This window comes from Amycolatopsis sp. QT-25, assembly GCF_029369745.1.
Classification (GTDB): Bacteria; Actinomycetota; Actinomycetes; order Mycobacteriales; family Pseudonocardiaceae; genus Amycolatopsis.
The window spans coordinates 59,639-81,271 of record NZ_CP120210.1 but is presented as its reverse complement, the minus strand read 5'-3'; the positions used below and the strand labels follow the sequence as shown (position 1 = coordinate 81,271).

At 68.2% G+C, this 21,633-nt stretch carries 18 protein-coding genes and 1 pseudogene; 6 read left to right on the top strand and 13 right to left on the bottom strand.

The genetic code is table 11. From position 1 onward, the window contains the following. Positions 1–42: 42 nt before the first annotated feature. On the top strand, positions 43–1,347 hold the full coding sequence (locus tag P3102_RS00360) for a D-arabinono-1,4-lactone oxidase (RefSeq protein WP_276365577.1): 1,305 nt from the start codon (positions 43–45) through the stop codon (positions 1,345–1,347). On the opposite strand, the gene P3102_RS00355 is transcribed toward P3102_RS00360, so the two are convergent. The 5 genes from P3102_RS00355 to P3102_RS00335 form a co-directional block, all read right to left on the bottom strand. Further along, positions 1,344–2,291 (bottom strand): ribose-phosphate diphosphokinase, encoded by a 948-nt coding sequence (locus P3102_RS00355; RefSeq protein ID WP_125781671.1) that lies wholly within the window; start codon positions 2,289–2,291, stop codon positions 1,344–1,346. The two genes, P3102_RS00360 and P3102_RS00355, sit on opposite strands and share 4 nt — an antisense overlap. Positions 2,292–2,341: 50 nt before the next feature. Beyond that, on the bottom strand, positions 2,342–2,992 hold the full coding sequence (locus P3102_RS00350) for an NAD(P)H-binding protein (RefSeq protein WP_276365575.1): 651 nt from the start codon (positions 2,990–2,992) through the stop codon (positions 2,342–2,344). Between the two features lie 19 nt (positions 2,993–3,011). Beyond that, complete coding sequence (locus tag P3102_RS00345; RefSeq protein WP_276365573.1) at positions 3,012–3,662, bottom strand: hypothetical protein; 651 nt, start codon at positions 3,660–3,662, stop codon at positions 3,012–3,014. A 351-nt stretch (positions 3,663–4,013) separates the two neighbouring features. Continuing rightward, a complete protein-coding gene (locus P3102_RS00340) occupies positions 4,014–6,296 on the bottom strand; it encodes a serine/threonine-protein kinase (protein WP_276365572.1) in 2,283 nt (760 codons plus the stop codon). Further along, on the bottom strand, positions 6,287–8,530 hold the full coding sequence (locus P3102_RS00335; protein WP_276365570.1) for a protein kinase: 2,244 nt from the start codon (positions 8,528–8,530) through the stop codon (positions 6,287–6,289). Before P3102_RS00335 ends, P3102_RS00340 begins: the two co-directional genes overlap by 10 nt. 118 nt (positions 8,531–8,648) lie before the next feature. On the opposite strand from P3102_RS00335, the gene P3102_RS00330 reads away from it, so the two are divergent. The 4 genes from P3102_RS00330 (at position 8,649) to P3102_RS00315 (ending at position 12,415) form a co-directional block, all read left to right on the top strand. After that, positions 8,649–9,719 carry a CoA ester lyase gene (locus P3102_RS00330; RefSeq protein ID WP_276365568.1) on the top strand — a complete coding sequence of 357 codons (1,071 nt, stop codon included), beginning with the start codon at positions 8,649–8,651 and terminating at the stop codon, positions 9,717–9,719. Continuing rightward, entirely contained in the window at positions 9,716–10,570 is an 855-nt protein-coding gene (locus P3102_RS00325) for a CoA ester lyase (RefSeq protein WP_276365567.1), read from the top strand. The genes P3102_RS00330 and P3102_RS00325 overlap by 4 nt, the downstream gene beginning before the upstream one ends. A gap of 61 nt (positions 10,571–10,631) precedes the next feature. Further along, positions 10,632–11,747 carry an AAA family ATPase gene (locus P3102_RS00320; protein ID WP_276365565.1) on the top strand — a complete coding sequence of 372 codons (1,116 nt, stop codon included), beginning with the start codon at positions 10,632–10,634 and terminating at the stop codon, positions 11,745–11,747. Then, positions 11,744–12,415: a DUF4276 family protein gene (locus tag P3102_RS00315; protein WP_276365564.1), complete on the top strand. Its 672-nt coding sequence runs from the start codon at positions 11,744–11,746 to the stop codon at positions 12,413–12,415. The genes P3102_RS00320 and P3102_RS00315 overlap by 4 nt, the downstream gene beginning before the upstream one ends. Positions 12,416–12,493: 78 nt before the next feature. Here the strand turns inward: P3102_RS00315 and P3102_RS00310 are convergent, their stop codons facing one another. From P3102_RS00310 to P3102_RS00275, 8 genes and pseudogenes are all read right to left on the bottom strand, one after another. Continuing rightward, positions 12,494–13,873: an amidase gene (locus tag P3102_RS00310; protein WP_276371558.1), complete on the bottom strand. Its 1,380-nt coding sequence runs from the start codon at positions 13,871–13,873 to the stop codon at positions 12,494–12,496. 15 nt (positions 13,874–13,888) lie between these two features. Then, positions 13,889–14,644, bottom strand: a pseudogene (locus tag P3102_RS00305) (SDR family oxidoreductase); the annotation flags it as partial. After that, positions 14,641–16,062 carry an aldehyde dehydrogenase family protein gene (locus tag P3102_RS00300; protein WP_276365562.1) on the bottom strand — a complete coding sequence of 474 codons (1,422 nt, stop codon included), beginning with the start codon at positions 16,060–16,062 and terminating at the stop codon, positions 14,641–14,643. The pseudogene P3102_RS00305 and the gene P3102_RS00300, both read right to left, overlap by 4 nt. Next, the gene (locus tag P3102_RS00295) at positions 16,055–16,825 is read right to left on the bottom strand and encodes an ATP-binding cassette domain-containing protein (protein WP_276365561.1); all 771 of its coding nucleotides are present in this window, start codon (positions 16,823–16,825) and stop codon (positions 16,055–16,057) included. Before P3102_RS00295 ends, P3102_RS00300 begins: the two co-directional genes overlap by 8 nt. Beyond that, complete coding sequence (locus tag P3102_RS00290) at positions 16,822–17,559, bottom strand: ABC transporter ATP-binding protein (protein WP_276371556.1); 738 nt, start codon at positions 17,557–17,559, stop codon at positions 16,822–16,824. Before P3102_RS00290 ends, P3102_RS00295 begins: the two co-directional genes overlap by 4 nt. A gap of 14 nt (positions 17,560–17,573) precedes the next feature. Further along, positions 17,574–18,386: an ABC transporter permease gene (locus P3102_RS00285; RefSeq protein ID WP_276365559.1), complete on the bottom strand. Its 813-nt coding sequence runs from the start codon at positions 18,384–18,386 to the stop codon at positions 17,574–17,576. After that, complete coding sequence (locus P3102_RS00280; RefSeq protein WP_276365558.1) at positions 18,386–19,330, bottom strand: ABC transporter permease; 945 nt, start codon at positions 19,328–19,330, stop codon at positions 18,386–18,388. The genes P3102_RS00285 and P3102_RS00280 overlap by 1 nt, the downstream gene beginning before the upstream one ends. Further along, on the bottom strand, positions 19,327–20,826 hold the full coding sequence (locus tag P3102_RS00275) for an ABC transporter substrate-binding protein (RefSeq protein WP_276365556.1): 1,500 nt from the start codon (positions 20,824–20,826) through the stop codon (positions 19,327–19,329). The genes P3102_RS00280 and P3102_RS00275 overlap by 4 nt, the downstream gene beginning before the upstream one ends. 60 nt (positions 20,827–20,886) lie before the next feature. Here P3102_RS00275 and P3102_RS00270 point away from each other — a divergent pair, with 60 nt between their 5' ends. Beyond that, positions 20,887–21,630 (top strand): FadR/GntR family transcriptional regulator, encoded by a 744-nt coding sequence (locus tag P3102_RS00270; protein WP_276365555.1) that lies wholly within the window; start codon positions 20,887–20,889, stop codon positions 21,628–21,630. Positions 21,631–21,633 lie beyond the last annotated feature (3 nt).

Here is a 21,633-nt window from a genome sequence, read left to right as displayed (position 1 = left end):
TACTGTTTCGGCACTCATAGGAACCACGGGTTAGGTGGGCGCATGACACGGTGGAGCAACTGGGCCGGCACCGCGACGGCGTCACCGCTGCGTGTGCACCGGCCGCGCGACACGGACGCGATCGCCGCGGCGATCGGCCGGTCCGCCGCGGACGGACGGCGCCTGCGCCCGCTGGGCAGCGGCCACTCCTTCACGGCGATCGCCGCGGCGGATTCGGACGCCATGAACCTGACCGGCTGGACCGGAATCGCGTCGGCCGACGTCGCGCAGGGCCTGGTCACGGTTCGTTCGGGCACCACGCTCAAACAGCTCAACGCGGAACTCGACGCGCTGGGCCTGGCGATGAGCAACCTCGGCGACATCGACGCGCAGACCATCGCGGGCGCGATCTCCACCGGCACCCACGGCACCGGCGCCCGGCTCGGCGGGATCGCCACCCAGCTCGCCGCGCTCGAACTCGTGCTCGCCGACGGCACCGTGGTCACCTGCTCGGCGGACGAGCGCCCTGATCTCTTCGCCGCCGCGAGGGTCGGCCTCGGCGCGCTCGGCGTCATCAGCACGGTCACGCTGCAGTGTGAGCCGTCCTTCCTGCTCTCCGCCCAGGAGCGGCCGGAGCCACTCGAACAGGTCCTCGAAGGCTTCGACCAGTTCGCCGACGAAAACGACCACTTCGAGTTCTACTGGTTTCCTTACGGCAAGAACGCCCTGGTCAAGCGGAACAACCGGCTTCCGGCGGGTAGCGAACGCCGTCCGCTGACCAAGGTGAAGGAATTCATCGACTACGAGGTCACGGAGAACGTCGCGTTCGGCGGGCTGTGCCGTCTCGGCCGCGCGGTGCCGAGGCTCGTCCAGCCGCTCGGCCAATTCGCCTCGAACATCCTCTCCGCCCGCGAGTACAGCGACACGTCACATCGCGTCTTCGTGACCCATCGCGGCGTACGGTTTGTCGAGTCGGAGTTCGCGATCCCCCGCGAAGCACTCCACGACGTCTTCGCCGAACTCCGCGCGTTCGTCCCGAAGCTGGAGAATCCGGTCGCGTTCCCCGTGGAGGTGCGCGTCGCCGCCGCGGACGACATCTGGCTCTCGACCGCGAACGGCCGCGACTCCGCCTACCTCGCGATCCACCAGTTCGTCGGCATGCCCTACCGCGAGTACTTCGCCGGCTTCGCGTCGATCGTCGGCGAGGTCGGCGGCAGGCCGCACTGGGGAAAGATGCACGACCTCGACGCCGCGACCCTCCGCTCGCGGTACCCGCGGTTCGACGACTTCTTGCGGATCCGCAAGGAGGTGGACCCGGCCGGGGTTTTCAGGAACACCTACCTCGACCGAGTCCTCGGAACCGCTTAGGTCGTTTCGAACAACGCGCTGACCGACTCGCCGTTGTGGATCCTCCGCATCGCTTCCGCCAGCGCGGGTGCGATCGACAGGACCCGCAGCTTCGGACTCTGCTCCTCCGGCGGGATCGGCACCGTGTTCGTGCAGACGACCTCCAGCACGTCGGGCTGGCTGCCGATCCGCTCTAGCGCGCCGCTGGAGAAAAGGCCGTGCGTGCAGGCGACGCGGATCGAGCGCGGCTTCAGCTCCCGGAGTTTGCCGAGCAGTTCGATCACCGTGCTGCCCTTGGCGATCTCGTCGTCGAGGACGATCACGTCGCGGCCGGTGACCTCGCCGATCACCGAGCTGATCTCCACCCTGTCGTCGGCGAAACGCTGCTTCGCGCCGGCGGCGACCTGAACGCCGAGCAACCGGGCGAAATGCGCGGCCTCCTTGGCGTTGCCGAGATCCGGTGAGACCACGGTGGTCGCGGACAGGTCGTACTGGCGGAAGTGCTTGGCCAGCTCCTGCAACGCGTGCAGGTGATCGACCGGCACACTGAAGAAGCCGTGCACCTGCGGCGAATGCAGGGTCATCGCGAGGACGCGATCGGCACCGGCGGTCGCCATCAGGTCGGCGACGAGACGGCCGCCGATCGAGATCCGCGGCGCGTCCTTCTTGTCCGATCGGGCGTACGAATAGTGCGGCATGACGACGGTGATCCGTTTCGCCGACGCGCCCCGCGCGGCGTCCAGCATCAGCAGCAGTTCGACGAGATGTTCCTGCACCGGCCGCACCAGTGGCTGGATCAGGAAGACGTCGCGCTCGCGGCAGTTCGCTTCGAGCTGCACTTCGAGGCAGTCGTTGGCGAACCGCTGCACCTTCACCGGATGCAGCGGGATACCGAGATGAGCGCAGATCTCTTCGGCGAGCTCGGGATGTGCGCTGCCACTGAAGACCGCGATGTCCTCGCGCAAGGACCTACTCCGTTCAGTCAAAAGACGGATTACGTCCCCACACTATGGTTTCACGAAGCGGAAAAGGCCTGAGAGATAGCAGTATCACCCGAGATCGCCTCGAGGACGCGTCCCGCCGTCGACGGCTCGTCGAGCAACGCGACGAGGATCGCGGCGACATCCTGCCGGGGAATCGGTCCGCGTCCGGTGGATTCGGCGATCAAGACCTTGCCGGTGCCCTCGTCGTCGGTGAGCTGTCCCGGCCGGAGGATCGTCCAGTCGAGATCGCGGGCCCGCAGATCGTCTTCGGCCGCTTTCTTGGCCTTGAGATAGAGCCGGAAATCGTCCGGTACGTCGGCCGTCTCCCACTTGTCGGCGCCCATGGAGCCGACCTGGAGGTGGCGTCGCACGCCCGCGCGCTCGGAGGCCGCCGCGAAGAGTTCCGCGGCGGCTCTGTCCACAGTGTCCTTGCGAGCGGTGCCGCTGCCGGGGCCCGCCCCGGCGGCGAAGACGGCGGCGTCGGCGCCGTCGAGCACCTTGGCGACGGCGTCCACATCGGACTTTTCCAGGTCGAGGACGACGGCTTCGGCGCCGATCGCCTCGAGGTCCGCGACGTGGTCGGGATTGCGCACGATCCCCACCGCCTGATCACCGCGCTCGGCGAGGAGTTTCTCCAGCTTCAGCGCGATCTGTCCGTGTCCACCCGCAATCACTACTCGCATGGACCCGACCGTAGCGCGTTCAGTCCACTTCGGCAGGGAGCTCGGTGCCACGCAGCAGCTGGTCGTAGACGATCTCGTTGACCAGGCGCGACACCGGGTCCTCGTCCAGGATCATGCGCTCCTCGTGCCCATCGAGGTCGAGGTCGGTCACCGCGTTGGGGTCGGCGGAGACGATGCCGAGCCCGTAGGCGCGGGCCCGCGGCAGGCAGTTGCCGACGTAGTCTTCCGTCAGTACGGCTGGCGATGGGAGAACCATCGCGGCCTCGCCGTACCGGGCGAACGGGACCGCGGAGGCCATCGCGGTGCGCCAGTGCCGGGCGACCGCGAGGACGCCGATGATCTCGGCGGCCGGCGCGGGTGCGGTCGCGGCCAGCTCTGGCCAAGTCCAGGTGTCGACGGTGGCGCGATCGACGACGGGACCCATGCCCATCGCGATGCGCTCCGCGTGCACGTCGGTGCGGAGCCGGGCGACCACGCAGATCTTGCGGCCGAGCACGGTGGTCTCCGGCAAGACGATGCCGTTCCAGCCGAGCAGGGCCGCCGCCTTGCGCGAAAGCTCCTCGACACTCGCGGGCAGTTCGATCGGCGGCACCACCCGGCTCGGCAGTGACCGGCTGCGCTTCGCGCCACCGGCGACCGTCGAGCTCTCCATGTTCGGTGTAGCCGCCACGTTCCGCCTCCTTCGAACCTGGTTTCCCAAGGGCTCTTCATCCCGTGTCACTTCGAGGGAAGCGGCACATGAACTGTCTAACAGGGCAGGAAGGCGGCGGCGCCGGACAACGGGAGTGGCTGCGATCGGCGGCGCCTTGTCATCGGTGACCGGTCGGTAGGCGGTCATCGGACTTCAGTCCGACCGTGCCGCCAACCGAGTGAGCGCGAGGTAAGTGGTGTTACCCGGCGTCTCCGAACGGTCACCGGTACGAAGTGACCGGCACCGAACACCGGCGCGGCAGAGGAGGGCAGGTGGTTGGGCCGTTCGGCCCAACGAATCCTCGTTCCACTGTGGACTTCCGCAGGTCGGTCAGGAGATCGTCGCGGTACGGAGGAGTTCTTCGACGCCCGGTGTCCGCCACTCGTCCATCACCACGATCTGCCTGTCCGCAAGGAACCAGATCCGCTGGGTCACCTGCGCCTCACCGCTGCCACCCGTCTGTCCACGAGGAACACACTGGATCGCCCACTCCTCGTAGGCCGCCGTCTCCCCGCCCACCGGTGCGGTGGTGGAAACCGACCGCACGGCGTCACCCTCCTGGCGGAGGTCCTTGCGCCCGGCGGCGTTGCAGGCCCGGCCGCCCGCGCTGCGCCGGTAGAAACCGCCCGGCCGGTACGGCGGCTGTTCGGCGGACTCCCGGCTGTTGTCCGTGAGGAGGACGTAGGCACAGTTGAAGTACTTCTTGGGGTCCGGGCAGCCCGGAGCGACGATCACTTTCTCCAGCCCCTGCGAGACGGCGGTCCAGCCGTCGGGCAGGTGCAGGGTCAGCGCGCCGACCGGGAGGTCGGTGAGTCCTCGCGCGGGCGGCGCTGCCGACGTCGCCTTCGGCGGTTTTCCGCCGGTCATGCCCGCGACGAGATCCGGGTTCAGGAGATCGGCCAGCTTGTCGTAGGGCAGCGTGTAGTCCTGGACACCGCACGCGGTGGCGAAGCCGAGCCTGTTGAGGTCGACGGTGATCTCGACGGCCGCCGGCGCGAACGCGAGCCACACCTTCCGGTCGTCGGTGAGGTCGGTCGTCTCGAGGGGCCGGTACGGGAAGGTGCTGCTGAGGGCACCGCACTGTTCCTTGTCGGGCCACAGCAGTGCGGCGAGGGTCCGCAGTCCGTCGTCGGTGAACTTTCCGGGCGCGAACAGCTCGGCGGGGGTGAGTGCCCTGCCCTCCTTGAGGTCGATCGTCACCGCGTTGCGACCGTTTCCCCAGGTCGAGTGCGGTTTGTTTTCGAGGTCGTGCGTGTAGCGCACCGAGAGGTACCGCTCGTTCTGCGAACGCACTTCGGCCTTCGTGAGGAGCTTGTACGGGCCGCGTTCCGGCTCCAGCCTGGCGGCACCCGGGCCGGTTTTGCGGTTCCACTCGTCGATCGGCGCGGTCAGGGCGTCGTTGACGCGCTTCAGCCAGGCTTGGTCGGGCGACCCGGTCACCTCGGGGTGGTCCCCGCTGTACGCGAGGTTCGTGCCGGGCACGGTTCCGGTCCGGCTCTTCATGGCGACCTTGAGCGCGACCGCCTGTTGAGTGGTCGGCGGCGACGGCGACGGCGTGCTCGCGTCGGAGAACACGACGACCGAGCCGACCACGGCGGCCGCCGCCGCGGCGACCCCGACGGCGATCTTCAGTCCGGCCGCGATCCCGCCGGTCGACGCGGCGACCGCGCCCGTTCCGGCGGCGGCGACCCCGGGCGCGGCCGCGGTACCGGCACCGAGCAGGACCAACGGCGTCGCCGCGGCGAGCACACCGGCCGCCTTCGCCAGCCGTGACCAGCCCTTGCGCTCCCATTCGTCGCCGTACCCGGCGCGGGCGACCCGTTCCAATTCGCCGACGAACCTGAGCGCGTCGACCGGCCGTTTCGCCGGGTCCTTCGCCATCCCCAGCGCGACGAGCCCATGCACGGGCTCGGGTACTTCACCGAACGGGATGGGCGCGTGTTCGTGCAGCGTGCGAAGGACTTCGGTCTGTTCGGCCTCATACGGCCGGTGCCCGGCGACACACTGGAAGAACACACAGGTGGCGGCGTAGACGTCGGTCGCGGGCGTGGCTTGGCCGCCAGACCACTGCTCGGGCGCCATGTACGCGGGTGTGCCGACGGACGGGCCCCGTGCACCCGCCAGGACGGCGGTGCCGAAGTCGACCAGTTTGCTTTCGCCGGTGTCGGCGACGAGGACGTTGGCCGGTTTGTAGTCCCGGTGGACGACGTTCGCGGAGTGTGCCGCGGCCAGCCCGAGCAGCGAGCCTTTCAACACCGCGAGAGCGGCTTCGGGTTCGAGAGCGCCTTCGGCCTGAAGCACCGCGCGCAGCGAGACCCCGTTGATCGCCTCCATCACGATCGCCGCGCCTTGGGGCGTCTCGAAGAACTCGTACAGTTTCACCACATGCGGACTCGCGACGCGGTGCAGCGCCAATGCCTCCTGACGGAACGCGTCGAGATAAGCGGGTTCGGCGGCGAAGCGGGAGAAGAGGTACTTGATCGCGACGACGTGGCCGGTGTCGTCCTGGCGCGCGAGCACCACGCGGCCGAAGGTGCCCGTGCCCAGCCGCTCCAGCTCGGTGAAGCCGGGCAGTCTCCACGCGTCGGTCACGTCTTGATCGCTCACTGCCATCGGGCCTCTTCCAGAATCTTGTCGAGACCTGGAGTGTTCCACTCGTCGACGATCACGAGCTGCGTTTTCGGCAGGAACCAGACCCGCTGAGTGACAGTACCGCCGCCAGTGCACGTGAGCCGCCACTCCTCGTACGCGGCTTTCTTCGTTCCGACCGGGCGAAGCTCCTTCGCCTGCAACACGGGTGACCCCTGCGTCTCGCCGGGTGCCCCGAGGGAATGACACGGCCGCGGGCCAGGGGACCGGTTGTACGGCTTGCCCGGTTCATACGCCGGAGTGGCCGCATCGACCCGCGAGTTGTCGCTGAAGACGACGCCCGCGCAGTGGAACGGCTGCCTGCCGCTGTTCGAGCACTGGTCGGCGGTCACCAGGTAACGCTCGATCGGCGCGCTGGAGAGCAGCCACCAGTTCTCCGGCGTGGTGATGGTGAAGGCGCCGACGTCGTCCTCTTTGGTCCGTGCGCCCTGCGTGCCGCCGCCGGTGAGACCCAGCAGGTCGAGCACCGTGGGGCTCAGCAGGTCGAGCAGGCGCGGGTAGGCGATGGCGACCTCGGTCGGATCACAGGCGCGCGGATAGCCGAGCGCGGAACCGTAGACGTAGAACCGCATCCCGTCGGCGGTGGGCGCCGCTTGCACGATGGAGTCGTAGTCGAAGGTGTACCGCGCCGACATCGCCGTCGCCGGGAGGTGTTCGGGCGAGCTCCGCGCGCCGGTGAGGCACTCGCCCGGCTTCGCGGAGTCGAGAAGGCGGTCTTCGAGCGTCCGCATCCGCGCGGTGGTGCCGTCGACGTTGTCGAAGAGATGCGCGGTGGAGATCTGCTCGCCCTTCGTCAGATCGATGACGATCGGGCGGATGCTGAACCCGCCGTGGTTGCCGAACTGGATGGAGTCGATCGAGCGTCTGTAGACCACCGAAAGCAGCTTGCCGTCTTGGCGCAGCACTTCGGCCTCGGTCGTCATGTGCGGGATGCCGCCGTCGGGCTCCCGCTGCGGCTGGTAGCTGTCCGGCCAGAAGTTCTCGAGCCAGCCGTCGATCGGCGCCATCAGCGCCTTGTTGACCCGCTCCTCGGCGGCCTTGTCCGTCAATCCGCTGATCCGGACGTACTTGCCGTGGTAGTCGAAGCCGTCGAACTTCTCGGTGCGGGTGAGGAGGTCGACCTGCATCGCGGCGACGGTCGTCGTCCGGGGCGGCGCGTCGTCACCGTCGGCGTTGACCACCACGACCGTGCCGACGGCGGCCGCGGTGACGGCGGCGACCGCGGCGGTCACCTTGAGCCCGAGCGCGATCCCGCCGCCGGTGGTCACCGCGACCCCGCCCGCCGCGCCGCCCGCGACGACCGGCGCGGCGGCGGTCCCGGCGCCGAGCAGGGCCAGCGGGGACAGGGCGACCAGGACACCGGCCCCCTTGGCGAGCCGATGCCAGCCGTTGCGCTCCCAGTCTTCGCCGTACGCCTTCCTGGCGGACGACTCCAGTTCGGTGACGAACTCGGCCGCGCCCGACGGCCGCCGGGCCGCGTCCTTCGCCATGCCGCGCGCGATCAGGTCGCGGACCGGTTCGGGGACCTCGCCGAACGGGATCGGGGCGTACTCGTGCAGTGTGCGCAGCACTTCGGTCTGTTCGGCCTGATACGGCCGGTGTCCGGCGACGCACTGGAAGAACACACAGGTGGCGGCGTAGACGTCGGTCGCGGGCGTGGCGATCCCCCCGGACCACTGCTCGGGCGCCATGTACGCGGGCGTGCCCGCGGCGACCCCGGTCTCCCCGGCGAGCACGGCGATGCCGAAGTCGACGAGTTTGCTCTGCCCCTCGGGGGTGACCAGGACGTTCGCCGGTTTGTAGTCGCGGTGGACGGTGCCTGCGGCGTGCGCGCCGGCGAGGCCGAGCAGCGAACCCTTGAGGATGGCCAGCGCGGCTTCGGGTTCGAGCTTCTCCTGGCGGCCGAGGAGCTCTTTCAGGGAAATTCCGTGAACGGCTTCCATGATGATGGCGGCCCCTTGCGGGGTCTCCACGAACTGGTGCAGACGGGCGATGTGGGGCCCCGAGACGCGGCTCAGGATCTCCGCCTCATGGCGGAACTCGGTCAGCCGCCGTGGGTCTGCCACGAACCGCGTGTACAGGTATTTGATGGCCACGACCTGGGCGGATTCATCATGGCGAGCGAGCACGACCCGCCCGAATCCGCCTTCACCCAGCGACCCCAGCTCGGTGAAACCCGGCAAGGTCCAGTCGTCCACAGATCCCTCCGCGATTCCCGATCGTGTCCCCTTGGAGGTGAGCTGCGCCGCAGCGGTTCCCCACCTTCCGGGTTTAGGGTTACTCGTCGGTCACTTAGCCCGTTGCGATGGAGGAACGATGCGTTCGCCGAAGGATTTCTTCGCCCCGCTCGCCGTGGGGGCGCCGGAACCGCTCCGCCAGATCCCCGTGCCTCCTTCGCGGATGATCCACTTCTTCGACCCGAGCAACGAGAAGATGGCCGCCAAGGTCCCGGACCTCGCCGAGAAGGTCGACGTCCTGCTCGGGAACCTCGAGGACGCCGTGCGTGCCGACCGTAAGGAGGCGGCGCGGAACGGGCTCGTCTCCATCGCGAAGTCGACCGATTTTGGAAAGACGCAGCTGTGGACCCGGGTCAACAGCCTCGACTCGCCGTGGGTGCTCGACGACCTGATCACGCTGGTCACCGAGATCGGCGACAAGCTCGACGTGATCATGGTGCCGAAGGTCGAAGGCGCGCAGGACATCCACTACGTCGACAGGCTGCTCGCGCAGCTCGAAGCGCGGGCCGGGCTCACGAAACCGCTGCTGGTGCACGCGATCCTGGAGACCGCCGGCGGCGTCGCGAACGTCGAGGCCATCGCCGGCGCGAGCCCCCGAATGCAGGGCATCTCGCTCGGCCCGGCCGACCTCGCCGCGAGCCGCCGGATGAAGACCACCCGGGTGGGTGGCGGGCACCCCGGTTACCTGGTGCGCACGGACCCGACCGGCGACGACCTGAACGAGGGACGCACGACGTACCAGCAGGATCTCTGGCATTACACCGTCGCGCGGATGGTCGACGCCTGCGCGGCGAACGGGATCCTTCCGTACTACGGTCCGTTCGGCGACATCCGTGACGTCGTCGCCTGTGAGGACCAGTTCCGCAACGCGTTCCTGCTCGGTTGCGTGGGCGCCTGGAGCCTGCACCCGGTGCAGATCGACATCGCCAAGAAGGTGTTCTCGCCCTCGCCCGAGGACGTCGCGTGGGCACGGCGCGTGATCGCCGCGATGGGCGACGGCACCGGTGCGGTGATGATCGACGGGAAAATGCAGGACGACGCCTCGGTGAAGCAGTGCCGGGTGGTCGCCGAACTCGCCGATGCCCTCGCCGCCGACGACCCCGAACTCGCCGCCGCCTACGACGCAGCGACCAAGGAGACTTCCGCATGAACCCCCGACGTTCCGTCCTCTACATGCCCGGCGCGAACGAAAGAGCGCTCGAAAAGGCCAAGACGCTGGACGCGGACGGCCTCATCCTCGACCTCGAAGACGCCGTCGCGCCCGACGCGAAGGAAGCCGCACGTGAACGAGTTTGCGTCGCCGCTTCGTCGAAGGAGTACGGCTCGCGCGAGGTGACCATCCGCGTCAACGGCCTCGACACCGAATGGCACGACGCCGACCTTCGCGCCGCCGCGCAGGCGGGCCCGGACGCGATCGTGGTGCCGAAGGTGAACTCCGCCGCCGAAGTGCACAACATCGAGCGCGCGCTCGAACTCGGCGGCGCACCCGAGCACACGAAGATCTGGGCGATGGTCGAAACCCCGGTCGCGATGCTGCACGCCGAGGAGATCGCCGCCGCGTCCGAGCGGCTGACCGTGCTGGTCATGGGTACCAACGACCTGGCGAAGGAACTGCACGCCGAGTTCGTCCCCGGTCGCGCGCCGCTGCTCGGCGGGCTGTCACTCGCGCTGCTGGCCGCGCGGGCGACCGGCAAGGTGATTCTCGACGGCGTCTACAACGACGTGAAGGACCTCGAAGGCTTCGAGGCGGAATGCCTGCAGGGGCGGCAGTTCGGCTTCGACGGCAAGACGCTGATCCACCCGGCGCAGCTGGAGCCGTGCAATCGCGTCTTCGCGCCGTCCGAAGAGGAGATCGCTCGGTCGCGCAAGATCATCGCGGCGTTCGAGGAAGCCAAGGCGGCCGGGCAGGGCGTCGTGACCGTGGACGGGCGGATGATCGAGAACCTGCACGTGGACAACGCGCGGCGGATCCTGGCGCTGGCGGAGGCGATCAACGGCTAGGGCCGACCAGGTTGGCCAACCGAGTAGCGCGACTGTCGGTGGCCGACCGTAGAGTGGAGGCATGACCGATCAGTCGCTGAAGAAGATCCGGGTCGAGGGTTTCACCTCGATCCGTTCGGCGACCGTGGAACTCGGGCAGCTCAATATCCTCGTAGGCGCCAATGGCGCGGGCAAGAGTAACTTCGTTCACGCCCTCGAACTACTCGGCCGGATCGTCGAAGGCGAACTAGGCCTGTTCGTGGGTCTCAATGGCGGAGCACTCGCTCTGCTCAACACCGAAGCCTCTCAGATCCACCTCGAACTCGAGGGAGAATCCAACTCGTACGCGGCCACTCTTTCCCCCGCAGTGAACGATGAACTGATCTTCAAATCAGAAGTCATGTACTTTCACGCAGAAGGATACGAGCGGCCATACAACGAGGTGCTCGGGCAAGGGCATCGCGAGACGCATCTGCCAGCGGAGGCGAAACGACGTCCGGGCCGCATCGCGTCACATGTCACCAGTCTCCTGAAAGGCTGTAAAGTCTTTCATTTCCACGACACCAGTGCCGACGCGCCGGTCAAGCGCCTCGTCTCCACCGTGGACGACCTGAGTCTGCGAAACGACGCCGGAAACCTGGCGGCGTACCTATTCCGTCTGCAGAACAGCGACGTACCCGCCGAGCAGTCGGCCTACCGTCGAATTCTGGGCGCGATCAGGCTTGTGGCGCCGTTCTTCCGGGATTTCGCATTGGAGCCGGATAGTCACGACCGGATTCTTCTCCGTTGGCGGCAACAAGATTCCGATGCCGTCTTTTCCGCCAATCAGATGTCGGATGGCACACTTCGTTTCGTCTGTCTCGCGACACTTTTGTTGCAACCCGAACTCCCCCGCCTGGTCGTACTGGACGAACCAGAACTCGGCCTTCATCCGTTTGCGATCGTGCAACTCGCCGGCCTGCTCCGGCAAGCTTCTCAACGCAGCCAGGTACTGATAGCGACTCAGTCGGTTACGCTGATGAACCAATTCGAGGTCGGCGACCTCATCGTGGTCGAGCGCAAAGCAGGTTCTTCCGACTTCACGCGTCCCGATCTTTCCGCGCTGGAAGACTGGCTCAAAGAGTACTCGCTCGGCGAACTATGGGAGAAAAACCTGCTGGGCGGGCGCCCTGCCCGGGAGGAAACCGGGAACGCATGACAACCGGGTATCGACGGCTCCACATCCTCGTCGAAGGACAGACTGAAGAGATAGTCGTCAACAACGTTCTGGAACCATACCTCCAGAACCAGGGCTGGATGGTCACGAAGTCCATCGTGACGACCAAGAGACCTGCCACGGGCCCGGCCAGTCGTGGTGGTGTCAGCAGTTGGTCGAAGTTGAAAAACGAGATCATGCTGCTACTGCGAAGCAGTGATATCCACACGCTCACGACGTTGTTCGATTTCTACGGATTTCCCGCAGACAGTCCCGGCATGAACGATCAACCACCCTGCGGTCCGTATGACCGAGTTCAGCACGTCGAAAGGTCGCTGACTACGGCCATTTCCGACCCACGCTTTGTCCCGCATCTCATCCTGCATGAGCTGGAAACCTGGGCGTTCGCGGCCGCAGAGCAACTGGGGTGGTTGTTCTCGGGCAGTGACCTCACCACGCTGCTCTTGAAAGATGTGCGGGACGCGGGCGGCCCCGAACTCGTGAACGACGGGCCGAACACCGCGCCCTCGAAACGACTCGCTCGCTACTGTGCCAGCTACTCGAAGACCAACGACGGTCCCTTGGCCATAGCGGACCTGGGCATCGAAGAGCTGACGGCCCAATGCCCGCACTTCGCCGCGTGGCTGACGCAGCTCGGCTCCCGGGTTTGACGCGATTCGGCACCTGATTGCGATCCTTGCGTGCGCAAGGATCGCAATCAGGTGCCGAAGCGCGGGTCAGGGTGCGGGTCAGGGCCAGGGGCGTGGAGTGGGGCGAAGGGTTTCGTAGACGGCAGCGGCGCGAAGGACGTCGAGGTCGGCGAAGCGGCGGCCGCTGATCTGGAGGCCGATGGGCTGGTCTTCGCTGGTGTAGCCGCAGTTGAGCGAGACCGCGGGCTGGCCGGACATGTTGTACGGCACGGTGAACGCGATGTGCTCGAACGGGCGGCGCGGGTCGTTGGTCGGCGAGGGCCAGTCGGCGGGTGGGGCCGAGACCGGGCAGGTCGGTGACAGGACGACGTCGAAGCGTTCGGTCGCGCGCAGGGTGGCGACGGCGATGGCGTCGATCTGCGCGAAGCCGCGGTAGGCGTCGACGCCGCTGACGTCGGCGCCGGCGGCGGCCCAGTCGGCGATGTACGGCAGGACCTTCGCGCGACGATCTTCGGGTAGGGCCGACAGGTCCGACCAGGCGCGGACGCGCCAGAAGGTGTCGAGGCCGTCGAGCATTTCGCGGCGCAGGAACGGCGCGACCGGCTCCACCACGGCACCCGCGCGCTCGAACAGTCGCGCGGCTTCGATGACGGCGGCGATCGTCTCCGGCAGCACGGGCAGTCCGACGCCCGGATCAAGGTGAAGCCCGATCCGCAGGCCCTTGACCTCGCCGGACAAAGCAGTCCAGCCGAGTGACGACGGCGGCAGCGAGAGATGATCGCGACCGTCCACACCGGACAGAACGCTCATCAGCAGCGCGGTGTCGGCCACGGTCCGCGTCATCGGCCCGGCGACGCGGCCGAGGAACGGCGGATCGACCGGCACCCGGCCGAAACTCGGTTTCAGCCCGACCAGGCCACACCAGCCGGCGGGCAGCCGGATCGAGCCGCCGATGTCGGTGCCGACGTGCAGCGGGCCGTAGCCCGCGGCGGCCGCCGAACCGGCGCCGGCGCTGGAGCCGCCGGGCGTGCGCGTGGTGTCCCACGGATTCCGCGACGCGGGGTGGAAACTCGACAGCCCGGACGTCAGCATCCCGTAGTCCGGCATGGTCGTCTTGCCCAGCAGGACCCCGCCGGATTCGCGCACCCTGGCGGCCGCCGGGGCGTCGTCCGGCGCGGGCGTCAGCGAGGTGGCGGCCGTGCCGAGCGGGACCGGGGTGCCTCGGGTCGCGATGTTCTCCTTGAGCGTCAAGGGAACGCCGTCGATCGGGCCGAGTGGTTCCCCGGCGTGCCAGCGGCTTTCGGACGCCTTCGCGTCTTCGCGCGCCCCGCTCGGGTCGTACGCGTAAAGCGCGTGCAGCTCGGGTTCGCGCGCCTCGACGCGGGCGAGGACCGCTTCGGTGACTTCGACCGGCGACAGCGTCCCGGCGCGGTATCGCGCGACGAGTTCGACGGCGGTCAGCTCAGGCAACTCCGGCACGGACAGGGCTCCTGACGTCGCGGGCGGTTCGAAGCGGCCGTCGACCGCGGTCCAGCCGCCGTCCACCGCCAGCACGGACCCGGTCACGAACGACGACGCGTCCGAGGCCAGGTAGACGACGGCGCCCGCGAGTTCCTCCGGCCGCGCCCATCGGCCGAGCGCGCCTTTGGTCGCGTACGCGTCGTACCAGGCCGGATTCGCTTTGATCTGCGCTGTCAGCGGAGTCTCGACGACACCGGGCGCGATCGCGTTGACCCGCACCCCAGCCGGGCCGAACTCCGCCGCCGCCGTGCGGAACAACTGCACCAGCCCGGCTTTCGTCGCCGCGTACGGCCCCTGGCCCGGCTCGACGGTGGTACCGCGGATCGAGGAGAACCCGATGATGCTCCCCCGTCCGCGTTCGACCATCCTGGCACCGAACGCGCGGACGACCTCGAAGGTGGCGCCGAGGTTGAGCGCGATCACCCGGTCGAACTCCTCGCGCGAGTACTCCAGCAGCCGTTTGCGCACGTTGGTCGCGGCGGTCAGCACGACGACGTCGATCTCGCCGAGTTCCGCCGCCGCCCGCGCGGCGGCACCGGCCGAGAGCAGGTCGATCTCGTACGCCTTTCCCACGCCGGTTGCCTCGGCGGCGGCGGCATCGCGGTCCGCGACGATCACCTCGGCACCGTGCGCGGCCAATGCCTTGGCGGCTTCGCGGCCGATGCCGCTGCCCCCGCCGAGGACGACGGCTCGCTTCCCGTCGAGCCGGAACAGGTTCTCGTAGCTCACGGGCGCAGCACCGCCATCCTCGTCACGGTCAGTTCTTCGACCGCGAACCGCGGTCCTTCCCGCCCGATGCCGGAGTCCTTCACCCCGCCGTACGGCATGGTGTCGGACCGGAAACCGGGCACTTCGTTGACCACCACGCCCCCGACTTCGAGCTCGTCGAGCGCGCGGAACGCCGTCTTCAAGGACGTGCTGAACACCGAGGCGTGCAGCCCGTAGCGCGACGCGTTGACCGCGTCGAACGCTTCGTCCACAGAGGACACGGTGCGGACGCAGACCACGGGACCGAAGATTTCCTCGTCCCAGCATTCGAGGCCGTCGGGCACGTCGAGCAGCACGGCAGGCCGGATCACCGTGCCGTCGACACCGCCCCCGACCAGCCGCGCACCGGCCGCGGTCGCTTTGTCGACCCACTCCAGAACGCGACTGGTCGAACCTGGGTCGATCAGCGCCGAGACCCGCGTCCTCTCGTCTCGGGGGTCACCGGCGACGACCTCGCCGAGCCGTGCGAGCACGCGTTCGGTGAACTCCTCGGCGACGGCTTCGACGACCAGGACGCGTTGCACCGAGATACATGCCTGGCCGGAGGCGTAGAACCCGCCGCGCAGCACGGCGTCCACGGCCGCGTCGAGGTCGGCGTCCTCGGCGACCACCAGGGCGGCGTTGGAACCCAGCTCCAGCAAGGTCTTCGTGGGGGCGGCGTCGCGGGCGATCCGGTGGCCGACCAGCGCGGATCCGGTGAACGACACCGCGCCGACCCGCCGGTCGGTGACCAGCGCCGAGCCGACGGCCGCGTCACCGGTGACCAGCTGGACCATCGGGGGCAGGTCGGTCAGCGAGCGCACCAGGTGCACGAGCCACAAGGTCGCCAGCGGTGTTCGCGGCGCGGGTTTCACCACCACCGGGCAGCCCGCGGCGATGGCGGGCGCGATCTTGTGCGACGCCAGCAGCAGCGGATAGTTGAAACCGGCGATGCCGACCACGACACCGATCGGCTTGCGTTTCCAGAATCCGACCAGCCCGTCACCGGACGGCAGCAGATCGAGCGGCACGGTCTCGCCGTGCAGCCGCGAGACCTCCTCGGCGGCGGCCTGCCAGGTGACGATCGTGCGCGCGACCTCGACCCGGCAGTCGACCAGTGGCTTGCCGGTTTCGAGCACCAGCAGCTGTTCGAATGCGGAGCGCCGGGCTGCCAAGGCGGCGGCGACGTCGTTCAAAAGCGAGCGCCGGGTACGCGACGGCAGGGCCGCGACCTGCTTGGAGACGGCGACGGCCTCGTCGATCGCCCGGGTGGCCAGCTCCGGTGTACCGACCGGCGCCCGGCCGATCTCACTCCCGTCGTACGGGAAGACCACCGGCGCGACGTCCACAGTGGACACCCAGCCGGCACCGATCGGCAGTCCCCCTGGATGTTCAGCCATCTTCCCCTCCCCGCAGCCGCGCCAGTTCGGCCCGCAGATTCGGCGCGGCCGCCAGCAGTTCCCTGGTGTACTCGTGCTCCGGCGCTTCGTAGACCTGGTCGACGTCGCCGATCTCGACGATCTCGCCGCGCCGCATCACCGCGACCCGATCGCAGACGTGCCGCACCACGCCGAGGTCGTGCGAGACGAAGATCAGCGTCAACGAGTACAACTCGACCAGCGACGCGAGCAGATCGAGGATCTGCTTGCGCACCGAGACGTCGAGCGCGCTCACCGGTTCGTCCGCGATGAGGACGCTCGGATTCGGCGCGAGCGCCCGCGCGATCGAGATGCGTTGCCGTTGCCCGCCGGAGAACTGGTGCGGATAGCGAGCGGCGGCGTCTTCGGACAGGCCGACCGCCTTCAGCAGCTCCGCGACCCGCGCGGGGTTCCGGCGCCCCAACGGTTCGGAGACGATGTCGCGCACCCGCATCCGCGGATCGAGCGAACCCATCGGATCCTGGAAGACGATCTGCAGTTTCGACCGCAGGAAGCCGAGTTCGCGTTCGGGCAGGGTGTCGACGCGTTCACCCTGGAACGACACGCTGCCCGCCGTAGGCTTGTCGAGTGCGGCCAGCAGTCTGACCAAAGTGGACTTTCCCGACCCCGACTCCCCGACGATGCCGAACCGCTGACCGGCCTCGACGTCGAACGAAACTCCGCGCAGGGCGTGCACGTCGCGCCGCGTATACCGGCGTTCGAGGTCGCGTACTTCGAGCATCATCGGCTCGCCCCCAGATCCGAAGCGGCCAGCAGTTTCTTCGTGTAGTCGTGCTGGGGCGCGGTCAGCACGTCGCGAGTGGTGCCTGCTTCGACGATCTCGCCGTCCAGCATCACCAGCACCCGCTCGCACACCGACGCCACCACGGCGAGGTCGTGCGTGATGAACAGCAGCGCGCTCTCCCGCTTCCGGACGCCGTCGAGGATCAGGTCCAGGATCCGCGCCTGCACGGTGACGTCGAGTGCCGTCGTCGGCTCGTCGCAGATCAGCAGCTTCGGATCGTTGGCCAGCGCCATCGCGAGCACGACACGTTGCCGCTGCCCACCGGACAACTGGTGGGGATAGGCACGCCCGACACCGGGCAGCCCCACGGAAGCCAGCAGGGCCTCGGAATGCTTCCCGACGTTTCGGTGGATCCGCAGCGCTTCGGCCACTTGCGCGCCGACCCGCATGGCGGGGTTCAGCGCGGTCATCGGTTCCTGGAACACCATCGACATCTCGTTGCCGCGCAGCCGCGACAACTCCTTCTCCGACGCGCCGAGCAGTTCCCGGCCGTCGAGTTGCACCGACCCGGAAGCGGCGAGCTCTTCGGGTAGCAACCCCATGATCGACAGGGCGGTCAACGACTTGCCGGAACCCGACTCGCCGATCAGCCCGACCCGTTCACCGCGCGCGATGCCGAACGAGACGCCGCGGACCAGGCCGTCGATGCCGAGGTCGTGGACTTCCAGTGTCATGGCCGTCATGGCCGTCATGGCCGCACCGCCAATCGGGGATCGAGACGATCGCGGAGGCCGTCGCCGAGCAGGTTGAAGCCGAGGACGGCGAGAGCGATCGCGACGCCGGGCACGAGCGCGAGCCGTGGGTGCAGGGTCAGGAACATCTGCGATTCCTGCAGCATCCGGCCCCACGACGGCGTCGGCGGCCGTGTGCCGAACCCGAGGAACGACAACGCCGCTTCCGCGAGCACGGCGATCGCGAACGACACCGACGCCTGCACGATCAGCAACCCGGAGATGTTCGGCAGCACGTGCCGTGCCGCGATGTTCGGCCGGGAGCGCCCGGCCGACCGCGCGGCCAGCACGAACTCGCTGCTCATCACCTGCAAGGTGCCCGAACGCGCGATCCGCGCGAACGACGGGATGGTCGCGATGCCGATCGCCACCATCGCGGTCAGGGTGTCCGCCCCGAATACCGCGCCGAACATGATCGCCAGCAGCAGCGCGGGGAACGCGAGCACGAGATCGTTGGCCCGCATGACGAACTCGCCGAGCCGGCGCGACGACATCCCGGCGAGGATGCCCAGCGGTGTCCCGATCAGCGCGGCGATGCCGACCGCGACCACGCCGACGTACAGTGTCGTCCGCGCGCCGACCATGAGCTGGCTGAGCACGTCCCGGCCGAAGCCGTCCGTGCCCAGCGGATTGGCGCCGCCGAAGTCGTGCAGCCGACCGGCCGCGTCCACCTTCACCGGGTCGAACGGCGTCCACACGAACGAAAGCAGCGCGGCGACGACGATCAACGCGACCAGGACGCCACCGATGACGAGAGTGCGGCTACGCATCAGGAACCCCGCAATCTCGGGTCGAGCACCGTGTAGAGGACGTCGACCACGAAGTTCACCAACAGCACGCCGACCACCAGGACCAGCACGATCCCCTGCACGGACAGCAGATCCCGCGACGCCACCGAGTCGAGCAGCATGCTGCCGAGACCCGGCAGGACGAAGACGCGCTCGACGACGACGGCGCCGATCAGCAGGGTCGACAGTTGCAGGCCGAGCACCGTCACCACCGGCACGGCGGCGTTGCGCAGCCCGTGACGGAACAGCGCCTGGAACGGCCGCAGACCCTTGGACCGCGCCGTGCGCAGATAGTCCTGGCCCAGCGTGTCGAGCACCGCGGACCGGACGTAGCGCGTGAGCACCGCGCCCTGCACGAGTCCGAGCGACAAGGCAGGCAGAACGAGACCGCGGAGGAATTCACCCGGATCCTGCACGGGCGGTGTCCAGCCGCCGGAGGGCAGCCAGCGCAACTGCACCGCGAAGATCTGCACCAGGATGATGCCGGCGAGGAACGCGGGGATCGCGACACCGATCTGCGACAACCCGGAAACGGCGGTGCCATCGGCCTTCCGATGCCGCACCGCGGCGAAGGTCCCGGCCGGGACGGCGATCAGCAACGCCACCAGCATCCCGGCCCCGACCAGCCACAACGTCACGCCGAGGCGGTCGGTCAGCGCGGGCCCGATCTCCTCGCGCGTGACGTACGAGCGGCCGAAGTCGCCTCGCAGGACACCGCCGATCCAGTCGAAGTACTGCGTCGCCAACGGCCGGTCGACGCCGAATTCGGCGCGGGTCTTCGCGACCAGTTCCGGTGTCGCGTTGACGCCGAGCGCGACCTGCGCCGGATCACCCGGCAGCACGGCCATGAACAGGAACACCACGATGGACGCGACCAGCACACTGGCCACGAGGATTCCCAGGCGGCGGAGCACCTTGACCGTCATCGCGGCGCCAACCCCGTGAGATCGAAGGACTCGCTGACCTGGTTGCGGACGAACCCGGTCACCTTGTTCTTCGCCACGATCACGTTGGGGAACAGGAAGAGCCAGTCCGCGGCGGCGTCTTCGGACAGCCGCCGAGCGACCTGGCGCATCGCTTCCACCTGCTCCTGAGGAGTTCCGGTGTCGGCCTTCGCCAGGTTCCGCTGGACGGGCTCGCTGTCGTAACCCCAGTAGTACTTCGGCCTGCCGAACGTGACGATGTCGCGTGCCTCGACGTGCTGGATGATCGACAGGTCGTAGTCGCGGTCGGTGAAGACCTGCTTGAGCCACACCGCCGGGAAGTCCAGCGGCTCGATCGTCACCGTGACCCCGACGTCCGCCAGTTGCGACGCCACCACCTGCGCGGCCGAGACGGCGTACGGCAGGTTGGGAATCCTCAACCGCAAGGAGGGATTCGGCTGGCCCGCTTCGACGAGCAGCGCTTTCGCTTTCGCGGGATCGAACGGGTACGCGTTCGAAAGGTCCTCGTACCAGGGGTCCGTCGGCGGAACCATACTGCCGATGAGCGTGCCGCGGCCGGCCCAAGCCGTGTCCAGCAAGGCCTTCCGATCGATCGCGTACGACAGCGCTCGTCGCACCCGGACGTCGTTCAGCGGCGGGCGCGCGTTGTTGAACGCGAGCGTGACCTCGCTGTTCGTCGTGCCTTCGACGACGGTGAACCGGTCGTCGCTCTGGAACTGCGGGATCGAATCCGGCACGGTGATCGCGGAGATGACGTCGATGCCGTTGCTGAGCAGGGCGTTGTTGAGCGCCGTCGGATCCTTGACGTACTTGAGGACCACCGTGGAGTACGCCGGTTTCCGGCCCCAGTACGCGGGATTCTCCTTGAGCACGATGGAATCGCCGCGCCTGCGCGAGGACACCGTGTACGGCCCGGTGCCGATCGGCCGGTTCGCCAGATCCGCGACACCGCCCGCGCTGAACATCGCGCCAAGCCTGCTGGTGAGGCTGAACAGCCAGCCGTTGCCGGGTTTCGTGAGCACCACCCGCGCGTGGTCGGGCGCGACGACGTCGACCCGATCGACGACGTCCATGGTGGACTTGATCGAGACGGTCCAGTCGGTCTTCACCCGCATCAGCGAGAACTTGACGTCTTCGGCGGTGAACGGCGCGCCGTTGCTGAACTTCGCGTTTTTCCGGAGCTTGAAGTCATAGGTCTTGCGGTCTTCCGAGACCGTCCACGACTCGGCCAGCAGCGGCACGATCTTCGCGTCCGCGTCGAGCTTCACCAGACCCTCGTAGACGTTGTAGAGCAAGGCCTGCGGGATGGCGGCGCCGTCGGTGCGGGTGAAGTCGAAGTTCGCGGGTTCGGCGGTGTAGCCGATGGCGAGCGTGCCGGGGCCTCGAGCGACAGTGGCACTCGACCCCGCGGAGCAGCCGGACGTCACCAGCAGCGCTGACAACGCTGTCGCCACGGTGGATTTCCTCAGGGCTTTCATGCTGCCCCCTGACCGGTAGACTGGTCTGACCAGTAAACCAGACGAGACGGCAGGGTCAAGATGGAGTTCGAGCCGGTCGCCCCTGTCCACGCGTACCAGCGTGTCGTCGCCCAAATCGAGGAAGCCGTGTTCAGCGGCCGGATGAAACCCGGCGACCGGCTGCCGAGCGAACGCGAGCTGATGGTGCAGTTCGACGTCGGCCGCTCGACCGTACGTGAGGCACTGCGTGTGCTGCAGGCGGCGGAAATGATCCGCTCGCGGCCCGGCGATCCACGCGGCCCCGAAGTCCTGGCCGCCTCGCCCGGCGCGTTGCACCGGTCGATGCACCGGCTCGCGCGCGCCGACCACCTCGGCCTTTCCGAGCTGTTGCAGTTCCGCATGGTCCTCGACGGTTCCGCACATCTGCTCGCCGCGCAGTTCAGGACCGAGGACCATCTCGCCGAATTGGACACGGCGCTCGAGGCGATGCGCGTGGGCGTCACGGAGGGTTTCGCGGAGTTCTCCCACGCGGACGTCGCGTTCCACGAGGCCATCGCCCGCGCGACCGGGAATCCGCTGCTGGTGATCAGCGGCGAGGTCGTCCGCGGTGTCGTGCTGGAACTCATCGAGGACAAGCTGGAGCACGCCGACGACCGGACGGCCTTGATGCGCAACTGGCTGACGCATCACGAAGAGGTACTGGGGGCGATCCGGGACTCGGACGGCGAACGTGCGTCAAGGCTGGCGAAGCAGGCGCTCTACGACAACTACGCCGAGTATGTCCCCGAGGAGCAACGCCGCCTCTTGCGGCCATTGCTCGCTTGATCG

Bases quoted from the DNA above. Each gene is read 5' to 3' on its own strand.
- P3102_RS00360 (WP_276365577.1), top strand. From the start codon at position 43: ATGACACGGTGGAGCAACTGGGCCGGCACCGCGACGGCGTCACCGCTG.
- P3102_RS00350 (WP_276365575.1), bottom strand. From the start codon at position 2,992: ATGCGAGTAGTGATTGCGGGTGGACACGGACAGATCGCGCTGAAGCTG.
- P3102_RS00340 (WP_276365572.1), bottom strand. From the start codon at position 6,296: ATGGCAGTGAGCGATCAAGACGTGACCGACGCGTGGAGACTGCCCGGC.
- P3102_RS00330 (WP_276365568.1), top strand. From the start codon at position 8,649: ATGCGTTCGCCGAAGGATTTCTTCGCCCCGCTCGCCGTGGGGGCGCCG.
- P3102_RS00325 (WP_276365567.1), top strand. From the start codon at position 9,716: ATGAACCCCCGACGTTCCGTCCTCTACATGCCCGGCGCGAACGAAAGA.
- P3102_RS00320 (WP_276365565.1), top strand. From the start codon at position 10,632: ATGACCGATCAGTCGCTGAAGAAGATCCGGGTCGAGGGTTTCACCTCG.
- P3102_RS00315 (WP_276365564.1), top strand. From the start codon at position 11,744: ATGACAACCGGGTATCGACGGCTCCACATCCTCGTCGAAGGACAGACT.
- P3102_RS00300 (WP_276365562.1), bottom strand. From the start codon at position 16,062: ATGGCTGAACATCCAGGGGGACTGCCGATCGGTGCCGGCTGGGTGTCC.
- P3102_RS00295 (WP_276365561.1), bottom strand. From the start codon at position 16,825: ATGATGCTCGAAGTACGCGACCTCGAACGCCGGTATACGCGGCGCGAC.
- P3102_RS00290 (WP_276371556.1), bottom strand. From the start codon at position 17,559: ATGACACTGGAAGTCCACGACCTCGGCATCGACGGCCTGGTCCGCGGC.
- P3102_RS00285 (WP_276365559.1), bottom strand. From the start codon at position 18,386: ATGCGTAGCCGCACTCTCGTCATCGGTGGCGTCCTGGTCGCGTTGATC.
- P3102_RS00280 (WP_276365558.1), bottom strand. From the start codon at position 19,330: ATGACGGTCAAGGTGCTCCGCCGCCTGGGAATCCTCGTGGCCAGTGTG.
- P3102_RS00275 (WP_276365556.1), bottom strand. From the start codon at position 20,826: ATGAAAGCCCTGAGGAAATCCACCGTGGCGACAGCGTTGTCAGCGCTG.
- P3102_RS00270 (WP_276365555.1), top strand. From the start codon at position 20,887: ATGGAGTTCGAGCCGGTCGCCCCTGTCCACGCGTACCAGCGTGTCGTC.